Source organism: Streptosporangiales bacterium (assembly GCA_009379955.1).
Classification (GTDB): Bacteria; Actinomycetota; Actinomycetes; order Streptosporangiales; family WHST01; genus WHST01.
On sequence record WHST01000037.1, the window covers coordinates 1 to 18,917 of the forward strand.

Sequence of the window (18,917 nt, forward strand, 5' to 3'; positions counted from 1 at the left end):
CACCTCGGCCCCGTCCTCGTCCATCACAACCACCTGGGTAGACCACATCGGCCGGCCCGTGTCACGCTCGGTCTTCTGACGACCGGTCTGGTCGTTCTTCTCCTCCGGGTCCTTCGACACCGTCACCTGCTTGCTCTCCGCGTTGATGATGAGCTTCATGACTGTTCCCTTCCTCGGAACCTCGTCAGCGTGACCTCGTGGCCACTTCGAACTGACGTGATGCCATCCAGACTCACCCGGAGGTGATTGCCACGCCAATGGGTCCGCGTGACAAAACACTTGTCTTTGCATGACAACTGTCGTTGCGCTACGGTGGCAACATGGGAAAGATCGATCGGGCCCGCAGGAAGCAGTTCGCGGCTCACGCCAACGACATCCGGATCCGCCGTCTAACGACCGGCGACAATGTCGAGGCGATCGCTCACGCCATCACCTTGGAGTTGCCCGAGTTGCTGCCTCTCGAAGCGTGGCGACTTGCTCACGGCTGGACTCGCACCGAGGTCTCGAAACGACTCGACGCCCTGTACGAGCAGGACGGACTCAAGGCTCCGGGCATCTCAGGAGCACATCTCTGCAAGTGGGAGCACGGCGACGTCCGCCCCTCAGAAGAGCGGATCGATTACCTGTGTCGGCTGTACCAGACAAGTCCCAGCCGCCTCGGCTTCGGCACCGACTACTCGAAAGCCGACGTGAACCACCTGCAGCAAGCAGGTCTTGCCAACATGTTCCCGCGCACCAATGACGACTCCCAAGCTGACCTGCTTGGACGACTCCAATCCGCACGCGAGCGGATCAACATGTTCGGCCTCACTCGCAACTTCTACGTCTCCGACCTGGCGCTACCCCTCTTTGAGCGCAAGGCGGTCGAGATCCCGGTGCACTTCTACGTGATGCACCCCTACTGCGATTCTCGGGTTGACCGGTACCGGCTGGAGCCAGCCGAGGCCTCGATGGAGGATCCGGTCCGGTACACGCGGGAGTTCTTGCGTCCGCTCTACGACGCACAGGAACGCATCGCCCGTGTGGCCGACCAAGGAGCCGGCTTCCACGTCTGGACGTACAACTTCCCGTGCGCATTCGCCGTCGAGGAGATCGACGACGCGTGTCGCGTGATGCTCTACGGGGCTGGCAAGCGTGGCACCGAAGGTCCCGTCATGGTGTTCGACCAAGGAACCCCGTATCACGACTACTTCAACGGCCAGATCCGGTTCCTAGAGCGACTCGCCACACAGCCGCGAGAACCATGGCGCAGCAAGGGCCTCCAGGTCGAACCAGTCACCATCTCGCTGTTCGAACCCGGCGGAGTGCGCAGCCCCACCGGTGAGGACGTCAGTGAGTGGGTAGACGTTAATGACTAGACCGAGCTGTGTGAGCGACCTTCCCAAGCGAGGGGTTCGGCCAGTAGCCAGCCGGGCTGACTGACAGATCTGCGAGCACTACCACACAGTTGACTCGCATGCACAAGCAACGCTGCCAAGAATCCGAACTAACTGAAAGTAGCGAGGCTTCACGAAGCCCCGTCAGCGAGCGCTGATCTCCGAATCTTCGCATCATCCTCAATCTCGCCTCTCTATTGTCGCGCCAGACACCATGTGTAGCGACAACGAAGAGGGTCAAGCATGATCGCAACATTCATCGTCCCACTCCTTGCATCAGGCGTGACATGGCTGTTCTACGCTGTATTCCGAACAGCCTGGCCACAACACTATTTCACTGCACGAGACCTAACGGGATACAAATCTAGTCGTACATGGATCACATGGCTAGCATTCAGAATCTTGCCAGTTCTCAGTGCCTCAGCCGTAAGTGCAGTTACTACTGAACGATTGAGGGGCAATGGCGTCATTTCGCTCATCGTCTATATAGTCGTCTATTTGATCCTGTCTCCCGGTCTTGTCATATGGCATCATCTGCCTCGCTGGCGGGCGCTTCACCCTGAAGCAACCACGTCAGCTCTATACTTGCGACTATCGGGAATTGGTCTAATCTTAGTTGGAAGCGTCGCTGGCTTCTTTCTTGGCCCGATCGCAAGAGACGCAGTTCCCACACCGACGGCACTCCTAGGAGCTTTGTTCACTGCGCCACTCGCAGGACTGATCGCAGCGTTCGTTAGTGATCGCGGGGGCCAGGAGATAGACATTGACGGGCTCGCCAAGAAAGAACGTTTGAAGCTGAGTGCGAAGGTCAATAATGCGGTGGAGTCAGCGGCGCGAAATTTCCGCGTTGATCGAGAACTGTTGCTAGCTATCATCATTACTGAGTCATTGCAGCGACCGCCGTGGGTTCGCACAATCGAGAACGCCCTCGCTCGTCTGGGCCTAAAGGTGACAACTGGCATTGCCCAAAGCAAACGAGGTAGATCTACGGACGTCGAATCGGTCGCTACACTTGCGGGCTTGTATCACGACACTGCTCTCCCGGGCCAGCACGATGTATTGAACGTCAAGTTGGAGTCGTTGCTCGAGAGGCACAACAGATCACCCGAGTTTCTTGCTATCGCTACCGACGTGTTCGCCGCCCTTAGAGGGCGGTACATTGCCATGTCGGAGGATCTCGACGAGACTAACCGACCGATGATCGAAGTTGTATCCAGTGTTCGCGTGGAGCAGAACTGGTTGGTCCGAGGAACGTGCGCGAACGATGTCCGCGATATCCGTCTACATGACGAAGAAACGCCACACGTCATTTTGGGAATGGCTACCATTGAAGATCCGCACAACTATCGGCGGCCTTGGCGGATGTTAGTGGATATTTCCTGCTGGGCGGGCGAACTGTCAGGCGTTCAAGCAACGTCTGGCCATCGCCTCACTTTGTACACGCAGCTCAATCATTCCGAAGGCTGATGTCAGATGCGCAGTTTGCTGGCCTTCGCAGTTGCCGCCGGGACAGCCGGCGCTGGCGCTACGAGCCGTGATGACTTTCTGTACGTCTTCAAGGCGGGCCCTCCGGCCCCGCGCGCGCCGCCGACGCGGCGTCCGGCACTCCTGCGGGCGTGAGCGCCCTCGTCGTGCACGGCCTGCGCCGGTCGACTGGCGCGCACAGCACGAGGCCGCCAGGAGACGTCGAGCTCTCTCTCGGGGTGCTGCTGACGGCCCAGACGCGACAGGTCCGCACCGCATCCGCAGATCACGCGGCCTGCGGTGGTCGGTGGGGCTCCCTCACCCCGCGACTTGATCATGGGGATTCCAGACCGACCGGAACCCGTCAAGCGCGAGCGGAACTGCACACTCGCGCTTGACCGAACCCGGCCGGCCCGAAGGGCAGCACCTATCGCGGGCTGAGGGAGCAGACTGGCTGCCGACGGTCCAGCTCACACTTTGGCTCACACGAAACGTTGGCAACCGGCCACGACCACTCCCCCAAGACCGCAGGTCCGAACCCGCTCCATCGCAGGTCAGAGGGCATGTCAACAGTTGCCGACAGACGTTGACAGAAGCCATCTTTAAATCTGTGGGTTCGGGGTTCGAGTCCCTGGCGGCGCACCATCACTGCAGGTCAGCGCCATGATCATCTAGGCAGCACGGGTGGTCATGGGCTCGATCCCACGGCTTACCCACCGCTTATCTCTCCATACTCTGACTCGTCAATAGGCTCGCCGCCTGCACCGTTTGATCACGTGCACGTGATCAACATGGACTTCACCTCGTGCCGGGACGAGGTGAAGTCCACGTCGGTGAGGTGAAGCTCCGCCGACGACCCTCGCAGCGCACCCGTGAACGGCTCCTCCGGCGGGTTGGCGTCGGGTCTGAGCGTATGCCTTGAGTCGCTTGACCTCGTTGTTGCGCAGGCCAGAGCCCATGGTCGCCATCGGCGATCATGGGCTCTGGTTCGTAGCTTCTTGGCTACCGTTGCTCGTGGCGGCCGCCGCCGACGAGCGCCACGAACTCCTCCAGGGTGAGGTTCCCGTCACCGTCGCGGTCTGCCGAGGTGACGAACGCTTCGATCTCCTGATCGGTGACCGCATGGACGCCGAGCGCCTGGTTCACCTGCCGGACCTCTTCGACGGTGATCACACCATCGTGATCGGTGTCGAACTTCTCGAACTCGGCCCTCGCTGCCTCACGGGCATCCGACATGAGTCTGCTCCTCCGTAGACGATCCGCTAGTCGGGAATCTATCGAAGCCGACACGGCAGTGGACGACGTCATGCGTCCGACCTGCCGAGCGTGGGTGCGTCATCGCGTTCGGCGCCAGTGGCGCTTGGCGGCGCGCAGCACCAGGTGGGGGTGAGCGCGGCGGACGCCGCGGCCGTCGCCCAGGGCCTCGGACAGGAAGTCGGCGAGGTCCTCGCCGCGGGTAAGCGCGCAGGCGCCGAAGAGCGTGTACTCCCCCGACGTGCCGACCAGGTAGCGGACGGCCGGGTGTGCGGCCAGCCGGGCGGCGACGGTGGCCGTGCGGGTGGGCTCGGTCTCCAGCCAGAGCATGTACTCCGCGCCGAAGCCCAGGATCGACGGCTCGACGACCGTGCGGAAGTGGAGGATGCCGCGGCGGCTCAGGGAGTCCATGCGGCGCCGGACGGTCGACGCGCTGGTGCCGACGGCCGACGCGAGGTCGGTGACCGACATCCGGCCGTCGCGGCCGAGCGCCTCGACGATCCTCGACTCCTGCTCCGTCAAGGGGTCGCCGGTGTCGCGTTCCGCCGGCTCGGCGGGGTCGGGACGTGCCCTGATCGCGTCGGCCGTCTCCTTGTCGAGGATCTGGGGGTCCCAGGCGTACGCCCCGGTGTGGTGGTCGGTGATCACCGCGGTCGTGTGGTCGACCACGCCGTCGACGGAGCCGATCGAGCCGTCGACGAGACGCAGCAGCGCCTCGTGGTCCGCGGCGACCGCCTCGACGAGGATGCCGCCCGCACCGGTCAGCGCCGCCGCGAAACGGACGTCCGAGTCACCGGCCACGGCACGCAGCACGGGCTCCACCGTCCCCGGCCGGCAACCGACCCGGACGGAGACCTCCAGGCCGTGGCCGTTACTCGTCCGGTCGACGAGACCGACGACGGCGACCTGGCCCGAGTCGAAGAGGCGCGCGGCGCGGCGGGCGACGGTCGACTCCGACGCGTCGAGCCACCGCGCGAGCAGCTCCCACGGCGCCCGCGGCTTCAGGTGGAGCGCAGCGACCAGCGCACGGTCCAGTTCCGTCAGCACGACCTGACTCACTGCCGGTTCTCTCCAGATCCAACCGTAGTTCTGCTAGATTTCATCGGACCTGTGGGATCATATCCGGATTTCTCCATCCAGGAGGACAGTCATGGCCGCTACCGCCGACGGGAACCAGGCAGTCGAGGCAGGCACCGAGGGACATGGGCGACGAGACCGCCACTCGCGTACGGGCCGCCGCCGACCGGCTGCGCGAAGCCGGCGCCGACACCCTCGTGCTCGGCTACCTCACCCTCGGCTTCCTCGGCGTGGCCGAGCGGCTGACGGCCGACCTCGGCCTGCCCGTGGTGAACCCCGCGAGGGCGGCGCTCGCCGCGGCCGAGACGCTGGTGCGGTCCGGACTGGGCCCGTCCCCCGTCGCGTACCCGGCACCGCGCGGCACCATCCTCACCGCCTGACGGCGCGCGCATGTGCGAGCCTGTCGGCGTCGACAGGGGAGGCGCAGGGTGAGCCGGATCGTCACGTTCTCCGCGTACGGCGGGCCAGAGGTACTCGAGACCTCGGAGGTCGAACCGCCGGACGCCGGAGCAGGCCGGGTGCGCGTGCACGTCAGGGCGGCGGGGGTGTCGCCGTTCGACGTGACGTTCCGCCGCGGTGGCGCGGCGTCGTGGAAGCCCGCGGTGTTCCCGCAGACGCTCGGCAACGAGATCGCGGGCATGGTCGACCTGGTCGGCGATGACGTCACCGCATGGACGGTCGGCGACGAGGTCCTCGGCTGGGTGCCGTTCACGGGGTACGCCGACCACGCCGTCGTGCGCGCCGACCACCTCGTCGCGAAGCCGGCGGGCATGCCCTGGGACGAGGCCGGCGTGCTCACCGCGTCGGGCCAGACCGCTGCCACCGCGCTCGCCGACCTCGCCGTCACCGAGGGCGAGACGCTGCTGGTCCACGCCGCGGCCGGCGGCGTCGGGTCGTACGCCGTGCAGCTCGGCGTCGCGTACGGCGCCACCGTCGTCGGCACGGCGAGCGAGCGCAACCACGACTACCTACGCGAGCTCGGTGTCATCCCCGTCACGTACGGGGACGGGCTCGCCGACCGGGTGCGCGCCGCCGCGCCCGAAGGGGTCGACGCCGCGCTCGACGCCGCCGGCACCGAGGAGGCGTTGCGGGTCTCGGTCGAGCTCGTCGCCGACCGAGACCGCGTCGGCACCCTCGTCGATCCGGAGGCGGCGAAGCGCCTCGGTGTCCGCGCGCTCGACACCAGGCGGTCGACGGCGAAGCTGGCCGGTCTCGTCGAGCTCTACGAGCAGGGTCGGCTGCGCGTGGCGGTGTCGCGGACGTACCGGCTCGACCAGGCCGCCGAGGCGCACCGGGCCCTCGAGACCGGACACGTCCGCGGCAAGGTCGTGCTCCTCCCCGACTGACCTGGGGACCCCAGCAGGGCCGGGCACCACCACCGGGGACCCCAGCAGGGACCAGGACCACCACCGGGGACCCCAGGTGGACGCCGGTCAGATGACCGCGCCGGAGTCGCTGCGCTCGCTGCCGGAACGCGACCGGCCGCCCGACGACTTCTTCGCCGGCCTTCCGCTCCTGGCCTGCGGCGGACCGCCGGCCTTGCTCGCCAATCCCACGACGATGGGCGTCGCCGTGAACACCGTCGAGAACGTCCCCGCGACGATGCCGACGAGCAGCGCCACCGAGAAGTCGGTGAGCGAGTCGCCGCCGAGCACTGCGAGCGCCGCGAGGATGAACAGCGCACCCATGCCGGTGTTGACGGTGCGCGGCACCGTCCGCAGCACCGCCATGTTCGCCACCTCGGCGAACGGCGCGCGCTTCTTGCCCCTGTTGTCGCGCCACACCTCGCGGATGCGGTCGAAGACCACCACCGAGTCGTTGACCGAGTAGCCGATGACGGTGAGCAGGGCCGCGAGGAACACACCGTCGACCGGCTTGCCGAGCCACGCGAACGTGCCCACGACGATGAGGACGTCCTGGAACATCGCGAGCACGGCGCCGACACCGAACGTCCATCTGAACCTGATCGCCAGGTAGAGCAGCTGCGCGACGAGTGCGACCCCGAGGGCGATGAGCGCCTTGTTGCGCAGCTCGTCGCCGAGGCTGGGACCGATCAGCTCGTCGCGCTCGATCGAGACGTCACCGGCGACGCGTTCGAGCGCGACCTGGATGCGTTCGGACTCCGCGTCGGTGATCGTGCCCGTCCGGACGGAGATGTTGTCGCCGGACGTCTGCACGACGGCACGCGGGAAGCCCGCGTCGGAGACCGCATCACGCGCCACGTCGGCCGACACGTTCTTCGTCGCCGAGTACTCGGTCAGCTGCCCGCCGGTGAACTCCACACCGAAGTTCAGCCCACGGATCCCGATACCGGCGATCGCGACCACGACGACCACCGCGGAGATGCCTAGCCACAGCTTGCGCCTGCTCATCAGGTCGGGCTTGCGCCGCACCAGCCAGTCGCGCACCCGTCCCGTCGACGAGATGCCGGTGAGGCGGGGATGCGTCTCCAGCGGACGGATGCGCATCGCCCAGTCCGCGAACGCCCGGGTGACGAGCAGCGCCGACACCATCGACGCGATGACACCGATCGACAGCGTCACGCCGAAGCCGCGGACCGGGCCAGAGGCGAGGAAGAACAGCAACCCGGCGGCGAGCAGCGTGGTGACGTTGGAGTCGATGATCGCGCTCCACGCCTTGGCGAACCCGGTCGCCATCGACGTCTGCAGCTTCCGTTTGCCGGAGTAGAGCTGGTACTCCTCTCTCGCGCGTTCGAAGACGAGCACGTTGGCGTCGACCGCCATGCCGATCGCGAGGACGAAGCCCGCGAGTCCCGGCAGGGTCAGCGTCGCCCCGAGAGCGACGAGCGTGGCGTACGAGATCAGCGCGTAGCAGCCGAGGGCGATCGCCGCGAGGAAGCCGACCAGCCGGTAGACGACGATGATGAACAGACCGGTCAGGATCACACCGATGATCCCCGCCTTGGCCGACGCGTCGATCGCGTCCGCGCCGAGCGTCGGGCCGACGGTACGGCGCTCGATGATCTCGACCGGGACGGGCAGCGCGCCGCCCTCGATGAGCACCGCGAGGTCGTTCGCCTCGCCCTGGCTGAACGACCCGGTGATCTGCGTCGAGCCACCGGACATGCCGGCCTGGCACTGGATGCTCGGGTCGACCTGCGGCGAGGAGATGACCTTGTCGTCGAGCACGATCGCCACGCGGCGCTTCGGGTCACCCGGCTGGGCGCAGGCAGCCTCACCGGTCAGCTGCTGCCAGGCGTTCTGCCCCTCGCCCTCGAAGTCGACGTTGACCACCCACTGGGTCCCCATCTCCTGGTCGAGCGCGGCCTCCGCCCCACTCACCCCTTCGCCGGACAGGGTCGAGGCACCGAGCACGAGCCGCTGGCCGTCCTCGTCGGCGAGGATGCGGCCGCCCTTCTCCGGCTTCTCCGGCTCGGCGCCCTGCTCGACGACGCCGCGGACGGGATGGAACGAGAGCTGTGCCGTCCTGCCGATGACCTCGACGGCCTTGTCGGGGTCCTGCAGGCCGGGCAGCTCGATGATGATGCGCCGCTCCCCCGACCGGGTGAGGGTCGGCTCGGACACGCCGATGGCGTCGACGCGGCCGCGGAGCACCTCGACGGTCCTGTCGACCGTCTCGGCGTCGGCCTTGGTGCGCGGGCCGTCCCTGGCCTCGAGGACGATCTGGGTGCCGCCGCGCAGATCGAGGCCGAGGCGGGCGGAGCTGGTGAACGCGAAGTACAGGGAGCCGCCGATGATCGCGAGTGCGATCACGGCGCGCACGATGGGTGCACGGGACAAGGAAAGCCTCCGGGAGAGGCGCGCGGGCGACGCCGCGCGGACCGACAGGGACCGTCAGACTCCGGAGGCGGACGGAGGACCGCGTCCGGACGGCACACCTTCGCGGCCGATGGTCGGACGGTCGGCGGGCGTCGCGACGGCGACACCCAGCGACGCCATGGCGAAGGACGCGACGTCGGCCGGTGAGGTGGCGACCACGCCGGACGGTGCGCCGCCTGCGGCGGCGACCGAACCGGCCCTCGCGGATCCGAACGCCGCCGCGGCGGCGGAGGTGCCCCGGTGGGTCCGGGACGTCGCGGCGGCGGTGCGCTCGCGTACGGCGAGCCGTCCGCCGCTGGTCGAGGTCGCCTGGCCCGTCGTCGCGGAGCCGCCCTCGGCGCCGGCGTTGGCCGTGCGGCTCGCCAGCGTGGTGGTGGACGCGCCCGCGACACCGAGCAGCAGGGTGAGGGCCGCGAGCAGGGTGGCGAGAGCCGTCGGCAGCAGCCGACGCTCGACGTCGCGCACCATGACCCGTGTCCGCTCGCTCGGCGATGTGAGGGACCTACTCTACGCAGCGGGCCTGCCGGGCAGGCGGCCCAGCGTCAGCACGCCGGCCAGCGCGACCACGAGACCGGCGAGGAGCGAGACGAGGCTGACGACCGCCGCCGGCGGGGTGATGCCCTCCGACAGCGGCGCGCGGCTGACCGCGGCGACCGTGACGAACATGCCCCAGGAGAACAGCACCGCCGAGCCCGTCCAGGCGAAGACGACACCGTGGGCGGTGCGCACGCGGGAAGCGCCGTAGGCGAGGGCGAGCACGCCGACCGCGGCCGCGACCGCCAGCAGACCCTCCACCCCCTGGGTGACCCTGGTGTAGAAGGTCCACGGCTCCGCGCGCCAGCTGTCGGGGGCGGCGACCGCCTGGTACAGGCGCGCGCCACCGACCAGCAACGCGGCCGCTGCACCGGCTCCGGCCAACGTCCGCGGGAGCGTCGTGTAGATCCGCTCGACAGTTGGGCGGAGGGCCGTCTCGCGATCGAGCACCGAAGCCCAGCGCACGCGGGCGTAGAGGACGAAGCACAGCGTCAGGAGCAGACCCTGTGCCGCGAACGACGCGTAGACGAGCGTGTACGTCGGCCCGTCGACCAGTCCGTTCTCCAGGTCGACCAGGCGTCCCGAGGTGAGCAGGCCGTACCCGAACCCCACGGCGACCTGCCCGACGACGGGGATCAAGAACCCGGTGCCCACCCAGGCCGGCAGCAACACCGTCCACGCGGGCAGCCGCTGCCCCCAGCGGTGGGTCAGCGCCAGCGCCACCACCACGACCGCGAGGTCGAGCGCCAGCGTGATCGCGTTCGCCACGCCGAACTCGGTCCTGGCCGGGGAGCCCGCCGGTATCCCGACCGGCGAGCCTGACAGCCACGCCACCTTGAGAGCGGCGTACGGCACGACGGCGAGGAGCAGGCCGTACCCGGCGGCGAGGCGCACCCGACCCAGTCGCGTGCTCGTCGGCCACCGTCCGGGGAGTACCTGGGTGCTCATCTGCGACCTTCCGATCGTCGACGCCCGCCTGGATCACGACGCTACGAGCGGCGGCGTGGGCGCGAATCGACCGGAAGGAGGAACGGCGATCGGCCGTCCGGCCGATCGTCAGCGCAGGCGCAGCGCCAGGTAGACGTCGACCTGGTCGGGGAGACGGCGCAGGTCGCGTCCGGTCAGCTGCTCGATCCTGTCGATCCGGTAGCGCAGGGTGTTCACGTGCACGTGCAGCTCGGCGGCGCACTGCGACCACGAGCCACCGCAGTCGAGGAACGTCTCGAGCGTGTGCACGAGGTCGGACGTGTGCCGCTCGTCGTACGCGAGGAGCGGGTCGAGCACCCGCGAACGGAACGCGTGGCGCACCTCGGTGGAGACGTTCGCCAGGAGGAGCACGTGCGACGCCAGCCGCTCGGAACCCGCGAGGGAGGCGGCGGCCGGGTCGAGCGCGGCGATCTCGCGGGCCTGCCTCGCCTCGGCCCACGCCCCGGCGAGGCCGTCCACCGACGTGACCGGGTCGCTGACGCCGACGGTCACCCGCATGCCGGACGCGGCCAGGGCCGGCGCGAGCACGGCGACCGCGTCCCGTGCGACACCGGTGACCCCGCCGGTCAGCTGCGCCACCGCCGCGGCGCCGCCTCCATACCGCGCCCAGACGTAGTGCCGCGCGACCGGTTCGACCGCCTCGGCGAGCACCGCGGCGGCCTCGTCGCCGTCGGCGACGGCGACGAGCAGGCCCGCTCCCGGGTCGAGCCCGGCGACGCGCAGACGCGTGGCGACGGTGCCCGGGTCGGTGTCGTCGTCGAGGAGGGTGAACAGGTCGTCGTCGGTACGGTGCTCGCGTAGCCACGTGTCGAGGTCGAGCGCGACCATCGCGACGAGCTCGTCGGCGACTCCCCGCCGTTCCCGCGACCACCGGGTGTGGTCGTCGTCGACCACGAGCAGCCGGCTCACGTGGGGCGGCGCACCCACGCCGAACACCGAGTACCCGTCGGTGCCGCGGTGGGTGACCCGCCGCGGCAGCGGCCCACCGCGTGCGACCTCGGCCGCGATCGCCGCGCGCTGCTCGTCGCCGAGGGCGGCCGTCCCCTCGATCGTCCGGCCGGTTCCGGAGAGCACCCAGCACGACAGGCCGAGCTCCTCCGCGACGAGCCCGAGGACGCCGCCGAGCCGGGTGCCGGCCTCGATGAGCGACCGGTGCCGGCCGAGCAGGGTCGCGAGGTCGGCCGAGCGCCCGGCGGCGAGGCGGCGTACGACGTGCTCGGTGATCGTCGAGAACGACACCTCGCGGCCGACGTGGAACAGCGGCAGCCCGTGCCGCTTGCACGCGTCGACCAGGTCACGCGGGACGTCGTCGAGTGCCGGGTCGCTCGCCCCCAGCGCGACGGCGCCCGCCGCGACGACGTGGGCGACGAACGTCTCGGCGTCGGTCTCGTCGTGCCGCCACATCATGCCGGTGAGGACGAGCTCGCCGCCCGCGAGGTAGCGGCGCGGGTCGAGCAGGTCGGTGGTGACCACCCAGCGCACCTCGTGGCCGAGCGCCGCCTCGCCGACGCGCAGGGACAGCCCGAGCGCCGGAGTCGCGAGCAGCGACCGCAGGTCCACCGCGCTCCCCTCTCCGTCCCACCGGGCCGGTCACCGCCGGCGCGGATGAACGTGTCCATTCTCCACGGGGCGGAGGGCCGGGAGGCGGTGCGACTTGGAGGAATCTACGACGGTTCGGCGCTTCCGGGTGGGCGATCTCGTACGGGCGGCCGGTTGTGGCGAGGTGGGCACGTGGCGTGCAATACACGTCTCGTGGCACGGATCCAGGGGGGAGGTCGACGGCACCGGTGGTGACCCTCGACTCGTTCAACCGCCTCGAGGCGGAGGCGGCGGCCGCCGCCCTCGCGCCCTGCTGCGCCTCGCCGGGGTGGGCGCAGCGGGTGGCCGGCGGCCGCCCCTACCGCGACGTGGCGTCCCTCGTCGCGGCGGGTGAGGCGGCGTTCGACGCGCTCGGCCGGCCCGCCGTTGAGGCCGTGGTCGCGGCGCACCCGCGCATCGGCGAACGTCCGGCAGGGGACGGCCGGGAGTCCGCGTGGTCCAGGGAGGAGCAGTCGAGCGTCCGCACCGCCACGGGTACCGGGGCCGATCTCGCCGCCGCCAACGCCGCGTACGAGCAGCGGTTCGACCGTGTGTTCCTCGTCTGCGCGACCGGGCTGTCGGCGCTGGACGTGCTGGCCGAGGCGAAGCGACGGCTCGGCAACGACGAGGCCACCGAGTGGACGGAGACGACCAGGGAGCTGCGGAAGATCGTCCGGCTGCGCTTGACGAAGATGATCCGATGAGCATCTCGACGCATGTGCTCGACGCGACGACGGGACGGCCGGCGGCCGGCATGTCCGTCACGCTGTGGCGCTCGACGGGCGACGGCTGGGCCCAGGTGGTGCACGCCCGCACCGACGACGACGGGCGGATCACGGACTGGCCGTCGCGACCCGGCGTGCACCGGATCGTCTTCGCGACCGGTCCATGGTGGCAGGACCAGGGCAAGGAGGCCTTCCATCCCGAGGTGGTGGTCACGTTCACCGTCACCGATCCCGACGCCCACCAGCATGTGCCACTGCTGGCGAGCCCGTTCTCCTACACGACCTACCGAGGGAGCTGACAATGGGCGCCACGCTCGGTGCCAGCAGCTACGGCAAGGCCGAGGTACGCGTCGTCAGGATCGACCGGGACTCCCCCCGTCACGAGATCACCGATCTCGATGTCGACGTCGCGCTCGGCGGCGACCTCGAGGACAGCCACCTGCACGGCGACAACGCCCACGTGCTACCGACCGACACGATGAAGAACACGGTGTACGCGCTCGCGCGCGACGGCGTCGGAGGCATCGAGTCGTTCGGTGAACGGCTGGCGCGTCACTTCGTCGACACCCAGCCGCCGATCCACACCGCACGGGTGCGGCTGCGCCGGCATCCGTGGGAACGCGTCGGCCCGCACTCGTTCAGCCGCGGCGAGGGCGGCGAGGTCCGTACCGCCGAGGTGTCGTACGACGGGTCGACCGTCTCGGTGTGGGCGGGCCTGCGCGACCTGCTGCTGCTCAACTCGACCGACTCGGAGTTCACCGGCTTCGCCGTCGACGAGTACACGACGCTCGAGCCGACCACCGACCGCATCCTCGCGACGGCCGTGACGGCGACGTGGCGGTACGCCGACACGTCGGGAGACCTCGCCGAGGCGTACACGGCGGCTCGCGAGGGGCTCGTCTCCGCGTTCGCGGACACCTACTCGCTGGCGCTGCAGCAGACGCTCTACGCCATGGGCGAGCGCGTGCTCGACCGCGTGCCCGCGGTCGCCGAGGTGTTGCTCGCACTGCCGAACCGGCACCACTTCCTCGTCGACCTGGCGCCGTTCGGCAGGGACAACCCCGGCGAGGTCTTCCACGCCGCGGACCGTCCGTACGGCCTCATCGAGGGGACGGTGAAGCGGACATGACGACCACCGCGCTGGACACTCCCGTCTTCCTGCGACCGACGACGCTCGCCGAGGCGCTCGCGGCGAAGGCGGCGCATCCCGACGCCGCACCGATCACCGGCGGCACCGACATCATGGTCGAGCTGAACTTCGACGTACGCCGGCCGGCGGTGCTGCTCGACCTGTCCGAGGTCGCCGAGCTCCGTACGTGGGAGCGCGACGGCGATCGGGTCCGCGTCGGCGCCGCCGTCACGTACACCAGGATCGTCCATGAGCTCGCGGACGAGCTGCCGGGCCTCGCCCTGGCCGCACGCACCGTCGGGTCGCCGCAGATCCGCAACAGGGGCACCGTCGGCGGCAACCTCGGTGCGGCGTCTCCCGCGGGCGACTGCCACCCGCCGCTGCTCGCGACCGGCGCCGACGTGGAGGTCGCAGGTGTGCGCGGCACGCGGCTCGTCCCGGTGGCGGAGTTCTTCACCGGCGTGAAGCGCACCGCCCTCGCGGCGGACGAGCTGGTGACCGCGGTACTCGTGCCACGGAAGCGGGGGCCGCAGCAGTTCGCGAAGATCGGCACCCGTAACGCCATGGTCATCGCGGTCTGCTCGTTCGCGCTCGCCCTCGACACGTCGGCCCGCACCGTGGGCACCGGCATCGGCTCGGCGGGACCGACGCCGCTGCGCGCTCCCCAGGCGCAGGAGCTCGCCGCCGCCGAGCTCCCGTGGGAGTCGCGCGACGACATCGACGTACGCCTCGCGACGAGGTTCGGCGAGCTGGTCGCGGCGGCGGCACGGCCGATCGACGATGTCAGGGGCACGGCGGCGTACCGGCGGCTCGCGCTCGCGGTGCTGGCCAGGCGGTGCCTTCGCTGGGCGTGGCAGGAGTACCGATGCGCGTGACCCTCACCGTCAACGACGAGGCCAGGGTGGCCGACGACGTCTGGCCCGGCGAGAGCCTGTTGTCGATGCTGCGCGAGCGGCTCGGCCTCACCGGCTCCAAGAACGCCTGCGAGCAGGGCGAGTGCGGCTCCTGCTCGATCTACCTCGACGACACGCTGGTCTGCTCGTGCCTCGTCGCCGCCGGTCAGGCGGAGGGACACCGCGTACGCACGGTCGAGGGCCTGACGGACGGCGACGGCGACGCCGTCAAGGCCGCGTTCGTCGAGGCCGGGGCCGTGCAGTGCGGGTTCTGCACGCCGGGACTCGTCGTCAGCACCCACGCGCTGCTCGACCGCGACGCCGACCCCACCGACCCCGATATCCGTGAGGCGCTCGCCGGCAACCTGTGCCGCTGCACTGGGTACGAGAAGATCCTCGACGCCGTACGCCTGGCTGCCGAACGGAGGCGCGCATGAGCAGCTCCACGTCGCGGCTCGTCGTCGAGAACGCGGCGATCGCGACCGTCGACGCCGGGGGCACCGAGCACGCCGGCGGCCACGTGGTCGCGCTCGACGGCCGGATCGCCGCCGTCGGCGCAGGACCGGCGCCGGCGTACGACGACGACGTGCCGACCACGCGCGTCGACGGATCCGGCTGCCTCGCCACGCCCGGACTCGTCAACACCCACCACCACCTCTACCAGTGGGCGACACGCGGTCTCGCGACCGACCACACGCTGTTCGACTGGCTCGTCGCGCTCTACCCCGTGTGGGCGCGGATCGGCGTCGACGACGTGCGCGCCGCCGCGCGCGCCGGGCTGGGCTGGCTCGCTCTCTCGGGCTGCACGACGAGCACCGACCACCACTACGTCTTCCCGCGAGGCGGCGGCGACCTGCTCGCGACGGAGATCGAGGCGGCGTCCGAGATCGGGTTACGGTTCCAGCCCACGCGCGGCTCGATGGACCTCGGCGAGTCCGACGGCGGGCTGCCGCCCGACCACGTCGTCGAGGACGTCGACGCGGTCCTCGCCGCGACCGCCGACGCGATCGCACGTCACCACGACCCGTCGTTCGACTCGATGACGAGGATCGCGGTCGCGCCCTGCTCGCCGTTCTCGGTCAGCACGGACCTGATGAAGCGGTCGGCCGAGCTCGCGCGGAGTGAAGGCGTGCGCATGCACACCCACCTCGCCGAGACGAGGGACGAGATCGAGTTCTGCCGCGCGACGTTCGGTCGCGACCCGGTCGAGTACGTCGACTCGCTCGGCTGGCTCGGTCCCGACGTCTGGCTCGCCCACACCGTGCACCTCGACGAGGCCGGCATCGGACGGCTCGCCGTGACCGGCACCGGTGTCGCGCACTGCCCGAGCTCCAACGCGCGGCTCGGCACCGGCATGGCGCCGGTACGCGCACTGCTCGACGCAGGCGTCGACGTCGGTCTCGGCGTCGACGGGGCGGCGTCGCAGGAGGCCGGCATGCTCGTCGAGGAGCTGCGGCAGGCGCTCTACACCGCGCGGCTGCGCGGCGGCCCCACCGCGATGTCCGCACGCGACGCGCTCGCGCTCGGCACCATCGGCGGCGCGCGCGTACTCGGCCGGGGCGACGAGATCGGCTCGCTCGAGGTCGGCAAGCTCGCCGACGTCGCGCTGTGGCGGCTCGACGGCCTGGGCCACGCCGACATCGCCGACCCGGTGACCGCGTTGGTGCTCGGCCCGCCGGCGCCGTTGCGGCTGCTCGCGGTCGGCGGACGTCCGGTCGTCGAGGACGGTGAGCTGCGCACCGCAGACGCCGGCGTACTCGCCCGCGACGCCCGCGCGGCCCACCGTCGACTCACGGCGGCTTCGCCGTGACACCACCGGCGGCGGAGCTCCTCGCCACGACCCCCGGCGGGGTCGGGGACGACCCCGTCCGTCCCGACGGCCGACTCAAGGTGGACGGCGCGTTCCCGTACGCGTCCGACCTCACCGCGCCCGGGATGCTCTGGGGCGCCACGCTGCGCAGCCCGCATCCGTACGCGCGGATCCTGCGCCTCGACGTACGCGCGGCGTCCGCGCTCCCCGGTGTGCACGCGGTGCTGACCCACGCCGACGTGCCCGGTGCCAAGCACCACGGCCAGGACGACAGGGACCAGCCGGTGCTGGCGATCGACGTCGTCCGCTTCCACGGCGAACCCGTCGCGATCGTCGCCGCCGAGCATCCGGAGACCGCGCGCCGCGCGCTCGCGCTGATCGAGATCGCCTACGAGGTGCTCGAGCCGGTCACCGACGCGGTGCGCGCGGCGTTCGACCGCGACTGCCCGCGGGTGCACGCCGAGGGCAACGTGGTGCGCCACCAGCCCGTACGCGTCGGCAACCCCGAGGTGGCGACGGCCGACGTCGTCGTCGCGCACACGTACCACGTCGGCATGCAGGACCAGGCGTTCCTCGGTCCCGAGGCGGGACTCGCGATCCCGGCGGACGACGGCGGCGTCGACCTGCACGTGGCGACGCAGTGGCTGCACGTCGACCTCGCCCAGGTCGCGCCGTGCCTCGGGCTGCCCGAGGACAAGGTGCGCATGACGCTCGCCGGCGTCGGCGGCGCGTTCGGCGGGCGCGAGGACCTGTCGATGCAGGTACACGCCTGCCTGCTCGCGCTCCGTACGGGCCGGCCGGTGCGCATGGCGTACAACCGCGAGGAGTCGTTCTACGGTCACGTGCACCGGCACCCGGCGACGCTCCGGTACGAGCACGGCGCCGACGCCGACGGCCGGCTCGTGTACGTGAAGGCCGAGATCGTCCTCGACGGCGGCGCGTACGCCGCGACCACGCGCGCCGTCGTCGGCAACGCGGCGTCGCTCGGCGTCGGCCCGTACGAGGTGCCGCACGTCGCCATCGACGCGTACGGCGTCTACACCAACAACCCGCCGTGCGGGGCGATGCGCGGGTTCGGTGCCGTGCAGGCGTGCTTCGCGTACGAGTCGCAGATGGATGCGCTCGCGGCGGCGGTCGGTCTCGACCCGGTCGAGATCAGGGTGCGCAACGCCGTGCACGAGGGCTCGCGGCTCGCCACCGGTCAGGTGCTCGACTCGCCCGCTCCACTCGCCGAGATCCTGCGCGAGCTCGACGCGATGCCAATGCCGACGGCGCGTGCGGAGAGCGATGCCGACCTGCGGTCCCTGCCGGGCGGAGTCGCCAACACGACGCACGGCGAGGGTGTGATCCGCGGCGTCGGGTACGGCGTCGGCATCAAGAACCTCTGCTTCTCCGAGGGTTTCGACGACTACTCGACCGCACACCTACGGCTCGAGGTCGTCGACGGCGAACCCGTCGTCCGCGTCCACAGCGCCGCCGCCGAAGTGGGCCAGGGGCTCGTGACGGTGCAGGCGCAGATCGCACGCACGGAGCTCGGCGTCTCCCGCGTCGTCCTCGACCCCGCCGACACGAACGTCGGCTCCGCGGGCTCGTCGTCGGCCTCGCGGCAGTCGTACATGACCGCGGGCGCGATGCGTGCGGCGTGCGCTCGGATCCGCGACGAGATCGCCGCGCGCCTCGGGATCGCGCCGGACGACCTCGTTCTCTTGAACGGAGGCGCCGTCTCCTCCGCGCTGCCCGCGCCCGTGCCGCTCGCCCGGGTCGTGGGTGACGGTCCGATCGACGTGACCGAGGTGTACCGGCACCGGGCGACCAAGCCGATGGACCCGGTCACCGGGCAGGGCGACACCCACGTGCAACTCGCGCTCTGCGCACACCGCGCGGTCGTCGACGTCGACACCGAGCTCGGCCTGGTCAAGGTCGTCGAGCTCGCCGCCGTCGAGGACGTCGGCAGGGTCGTCAACCGCACCGCGGTCGAGGGCCAGATCCACGGCGGTACGGCGCAGGGACTCGGCCTCGCCGTGCTCGAGGAGATGGTCCTCGACGGCGGCCTGGTCAGGAACCCGTCGTTCACCGACTACCTGATCCCGACGATCCTCGACATGCCGCCGATGCGGCTGGCGATCCTCGAGCATCCCGACCCGAACGCCCCGTACGGCCTGCGCGGCGTCGGCGAGCCGGCCACGCTGTCGTCCACGCCCGCGGTGGTGGCGGCGATCCGCGCGGCGACGGGTCGGGCGTTGCGCAGGGTGCCGGTACGACCAGACCACCTCGTGACGTAGAGCCTGGA

General features: G+C 70.3%; 17 protein-coding genes. 11 read left to right on the forward strand and 6 right to left on the reverse strand.

The window, feature by feature from the left end; genetic code table 11:
- Positions 1–320 precede the first annotated feature (320 nt).
- Both GEV10_13210 and GEV10_13215 read left to right on the forward strand, forming a co-directional pair.
- Positions 321–1,358, forward strand: coding sequence for a helix-turn-helix domain-containing protein (locus GEV10_13210; protein ID MQA79415.1), 1,038 nt, complete (start codon positions 321–323; stop codon positions 1,356–1,358).
- 711 nt (positions 1,359–2,069) lie between these two features.
- Complete coding sequence (locus tag GEV10_13215; protein MQA79416.1) at positions 2,070–2,843, forward strand: hypothetical protein; 774 nt, start codon at positions 2,070–2,072, stop codon at positions 2,841–2,843.
- Between the two features lie 999 nt (positions 2,844–3,842).
- Here GEV10_13215 and GEV10_13220 read toward each other — a convergent pair.
- Together GEV10_13220 and GEV10_13225 are read right to left on the reverse strand one after the other, a co-directional pair.
- Complete coding sequence (locus tag GEV10_13220) at positions 3,843–4,148, reverse strand: EF-hand domain-containing protein (protein ID MQA79417.1); 306 nt, start codon at positions 4,146–4,148, stop codon at positions 3,843–3,845.
- A gap of 27 nt (positions 4,149–4,175) precedes the next feature.
- On the reverse strand, positions 4,176–5,141 hold the full coding sequence (locus GEV10_13225) for an AsnC family transcriptional regulator (GenBank protein MQA79418.1): 966 nt from the start codon (positions 5,139–5,141) through the stop codon (positions 4,176–4,178).
- 155 nt (positions 5,142–5,296) lie between these two features.
- On the opposite strand from GEV10_13225, the gene GEV10_13230 reads away from it, so the two are divergent.
- Positions 5,297–5,551, forward strand: coding sequence for a hypothetical protein (locus GEV10_13230; protein MQA79419.1), 255 nt, complete (start codon positions 5,297–5,299; stop codon positions 5,549–5,551).
- 48 nt (positions 5,552–5,599) lie between these two features.
- Complete coding sequence (locus GEV10_13235; protein MQA79420.1) at positions 5,600–6,517, forward strand: zinc-binding dehydrogenase; 918 nt, start codon at positions 5,600–5,602, stop codon at positions 6,515–6,517.
- 87 nt (positions 6,518–6,604) lie between these two features.
- Here the strand turns inward: GEV10_13235 and secD are convergent, their stop codons facing one another.
- The 4 genes from secD to GEV10_13255 form a co-directional block, all read right to left on the reverse strand.
- On the reverse strand, positions 6,605–8,932 hold the full coding sequence (secD, locus tag GEV10_13240; protein ID MQA79421.1) for a protein translocase subunit SecD: 2,328 nt from the start codon (positions 8,930–8,932) through the stop codon (positions 6,605–6,607).
- A 54-nt stretch (positions 8,933–8,986) separates the two neighbouring features.
- Entirely contained in the window at positions 8,987–9,439 is a 453-nt protein-coding gene (locus GEV10_13245) for a hypothetical protein (protein MQA79422.1), read from the reverse strand.
- 39 nt (positions 9,440–9,478) lie between these two features.
- On the reverse strand, positions 9,479–10,453 hold the full coding sequence (locus GEV10_13250) for a hypothetical protein (GenBank protein MQA79423.1): 975 nt from the start codon (positions 10,451–10,453) through the stop codon (positions 9,479–9,481).
- Between the two features lie 108 nt (positions 10,454–10,561).
- Positions 10,562–12,052, reverse strand: coding sequence for a PucR family transcriptional regulator (locus tag GEV10_13255; GenBank protein MQA79424.1), 1,491 nt, complete (start codon positions 12,050–12,052; stop codon positions 10,562–10,564).
- A 230-nt stretch (positions 12,053–12,282) separates the two neighbouring features.
- Here GEV10_13255 and uraD point away from each other — a divergent pair, with 230 nt between their 5' ends.
- The 7 genes from uraD to pucD are packed head-to-tail and all read left to right on the forward strand — an operon-like array spanning position 12,283 to position 18,909.
- On the forward strand, positions 12,283–12,774 hold the full coding sequence (uraD, locus tag GEV10_13260; protein ID MQA79425.1) for a 2-oxo-4-hydroxy-4-carboxy-5-ureidoimidazoline decarboxylase: 492 nt from the start codon (positions 12,283–12,285) through the stop codon (positions 12,772–12,774).
- Positions 12,771–13,094, forward strand: coding sequence for a hydroxyisourate hydrolase (gene uraH / locus GEV10_13265; GenBank protein MQA79426.1), 324 nt, complete (start codon positions 12,771–12,773; stop codon positions 13,092–13,094). Before uraD ends, uraH begins: the two co-directional genes overlap by 4 nt.
- A gap of 2 nt (positions 13,095–13,096) precedes the next feature.
- A complete protein-coding gene (gene pucL, locus GEV10_13270) occupies positions 13,097–13,924 on the forward strand; it encodes a urate oxidase (GenBank protein MQA79427.1) in 828 nt (275 codons plus the stop codon).
- A complete protein-coding gene (locus tag GEV10_13275; protein ID MQA79428.1) occupies positions 13,921–14,799 on the forward strand; it encodes a xanthine dehydrogenase family protein subunit M in 879 nt (292 codons plus the stop codon). Before pucL ends, GEV10_13275 begins: the two co-directional genes overlap by 4 nt.
- Complete coding sequence (locus tag GEV10_13280) at positions 14,790–15,254, forward strand: 2Fe-2S iron-sulfur cluster binding domain-containing protein (GenBank protein ID MQA79429.1); 465 nt, start codon at positions 14,790–14,792, stop codon at positions 15,252–15,254. The genes GEV10_13275 and GEV10_13280 overlap by 10 nt, the downstream gene beginning before the upstream one ends.
- The gene (locus GEV10_13285) at positions 15,251–16,627 is read left to right on the forward strand and encodes an 8-oxoguanine deaminase (protein ID MQA79430.1); all 1,377 of its coding nucleotides are present in this window, start codon (positions 15,251–15,253) and stop codon (positions 16,625–16,627) included. Before GEV10_13280 ends, GEV10_13285 begins: the two co-directional genes overlap by 4 nt.
- Positions 16,624–18,909: a xanthine dehydrogenase subunit D gene (gene pucD / locus GEV10_13290; GenBank protein ID MQA79431.1), complete on the forward strand. Its 2,286-nt coding sequence runs from the start codon at positions 16,624–16,626 to the stop codon at positions 18,907–18,909. Before GEV10_13285 ends, pucD begins: the two co-directional genes overlap by 4 nt.
- Positions 18,910–18,917 lie beyond the last annotated feature (8 nt).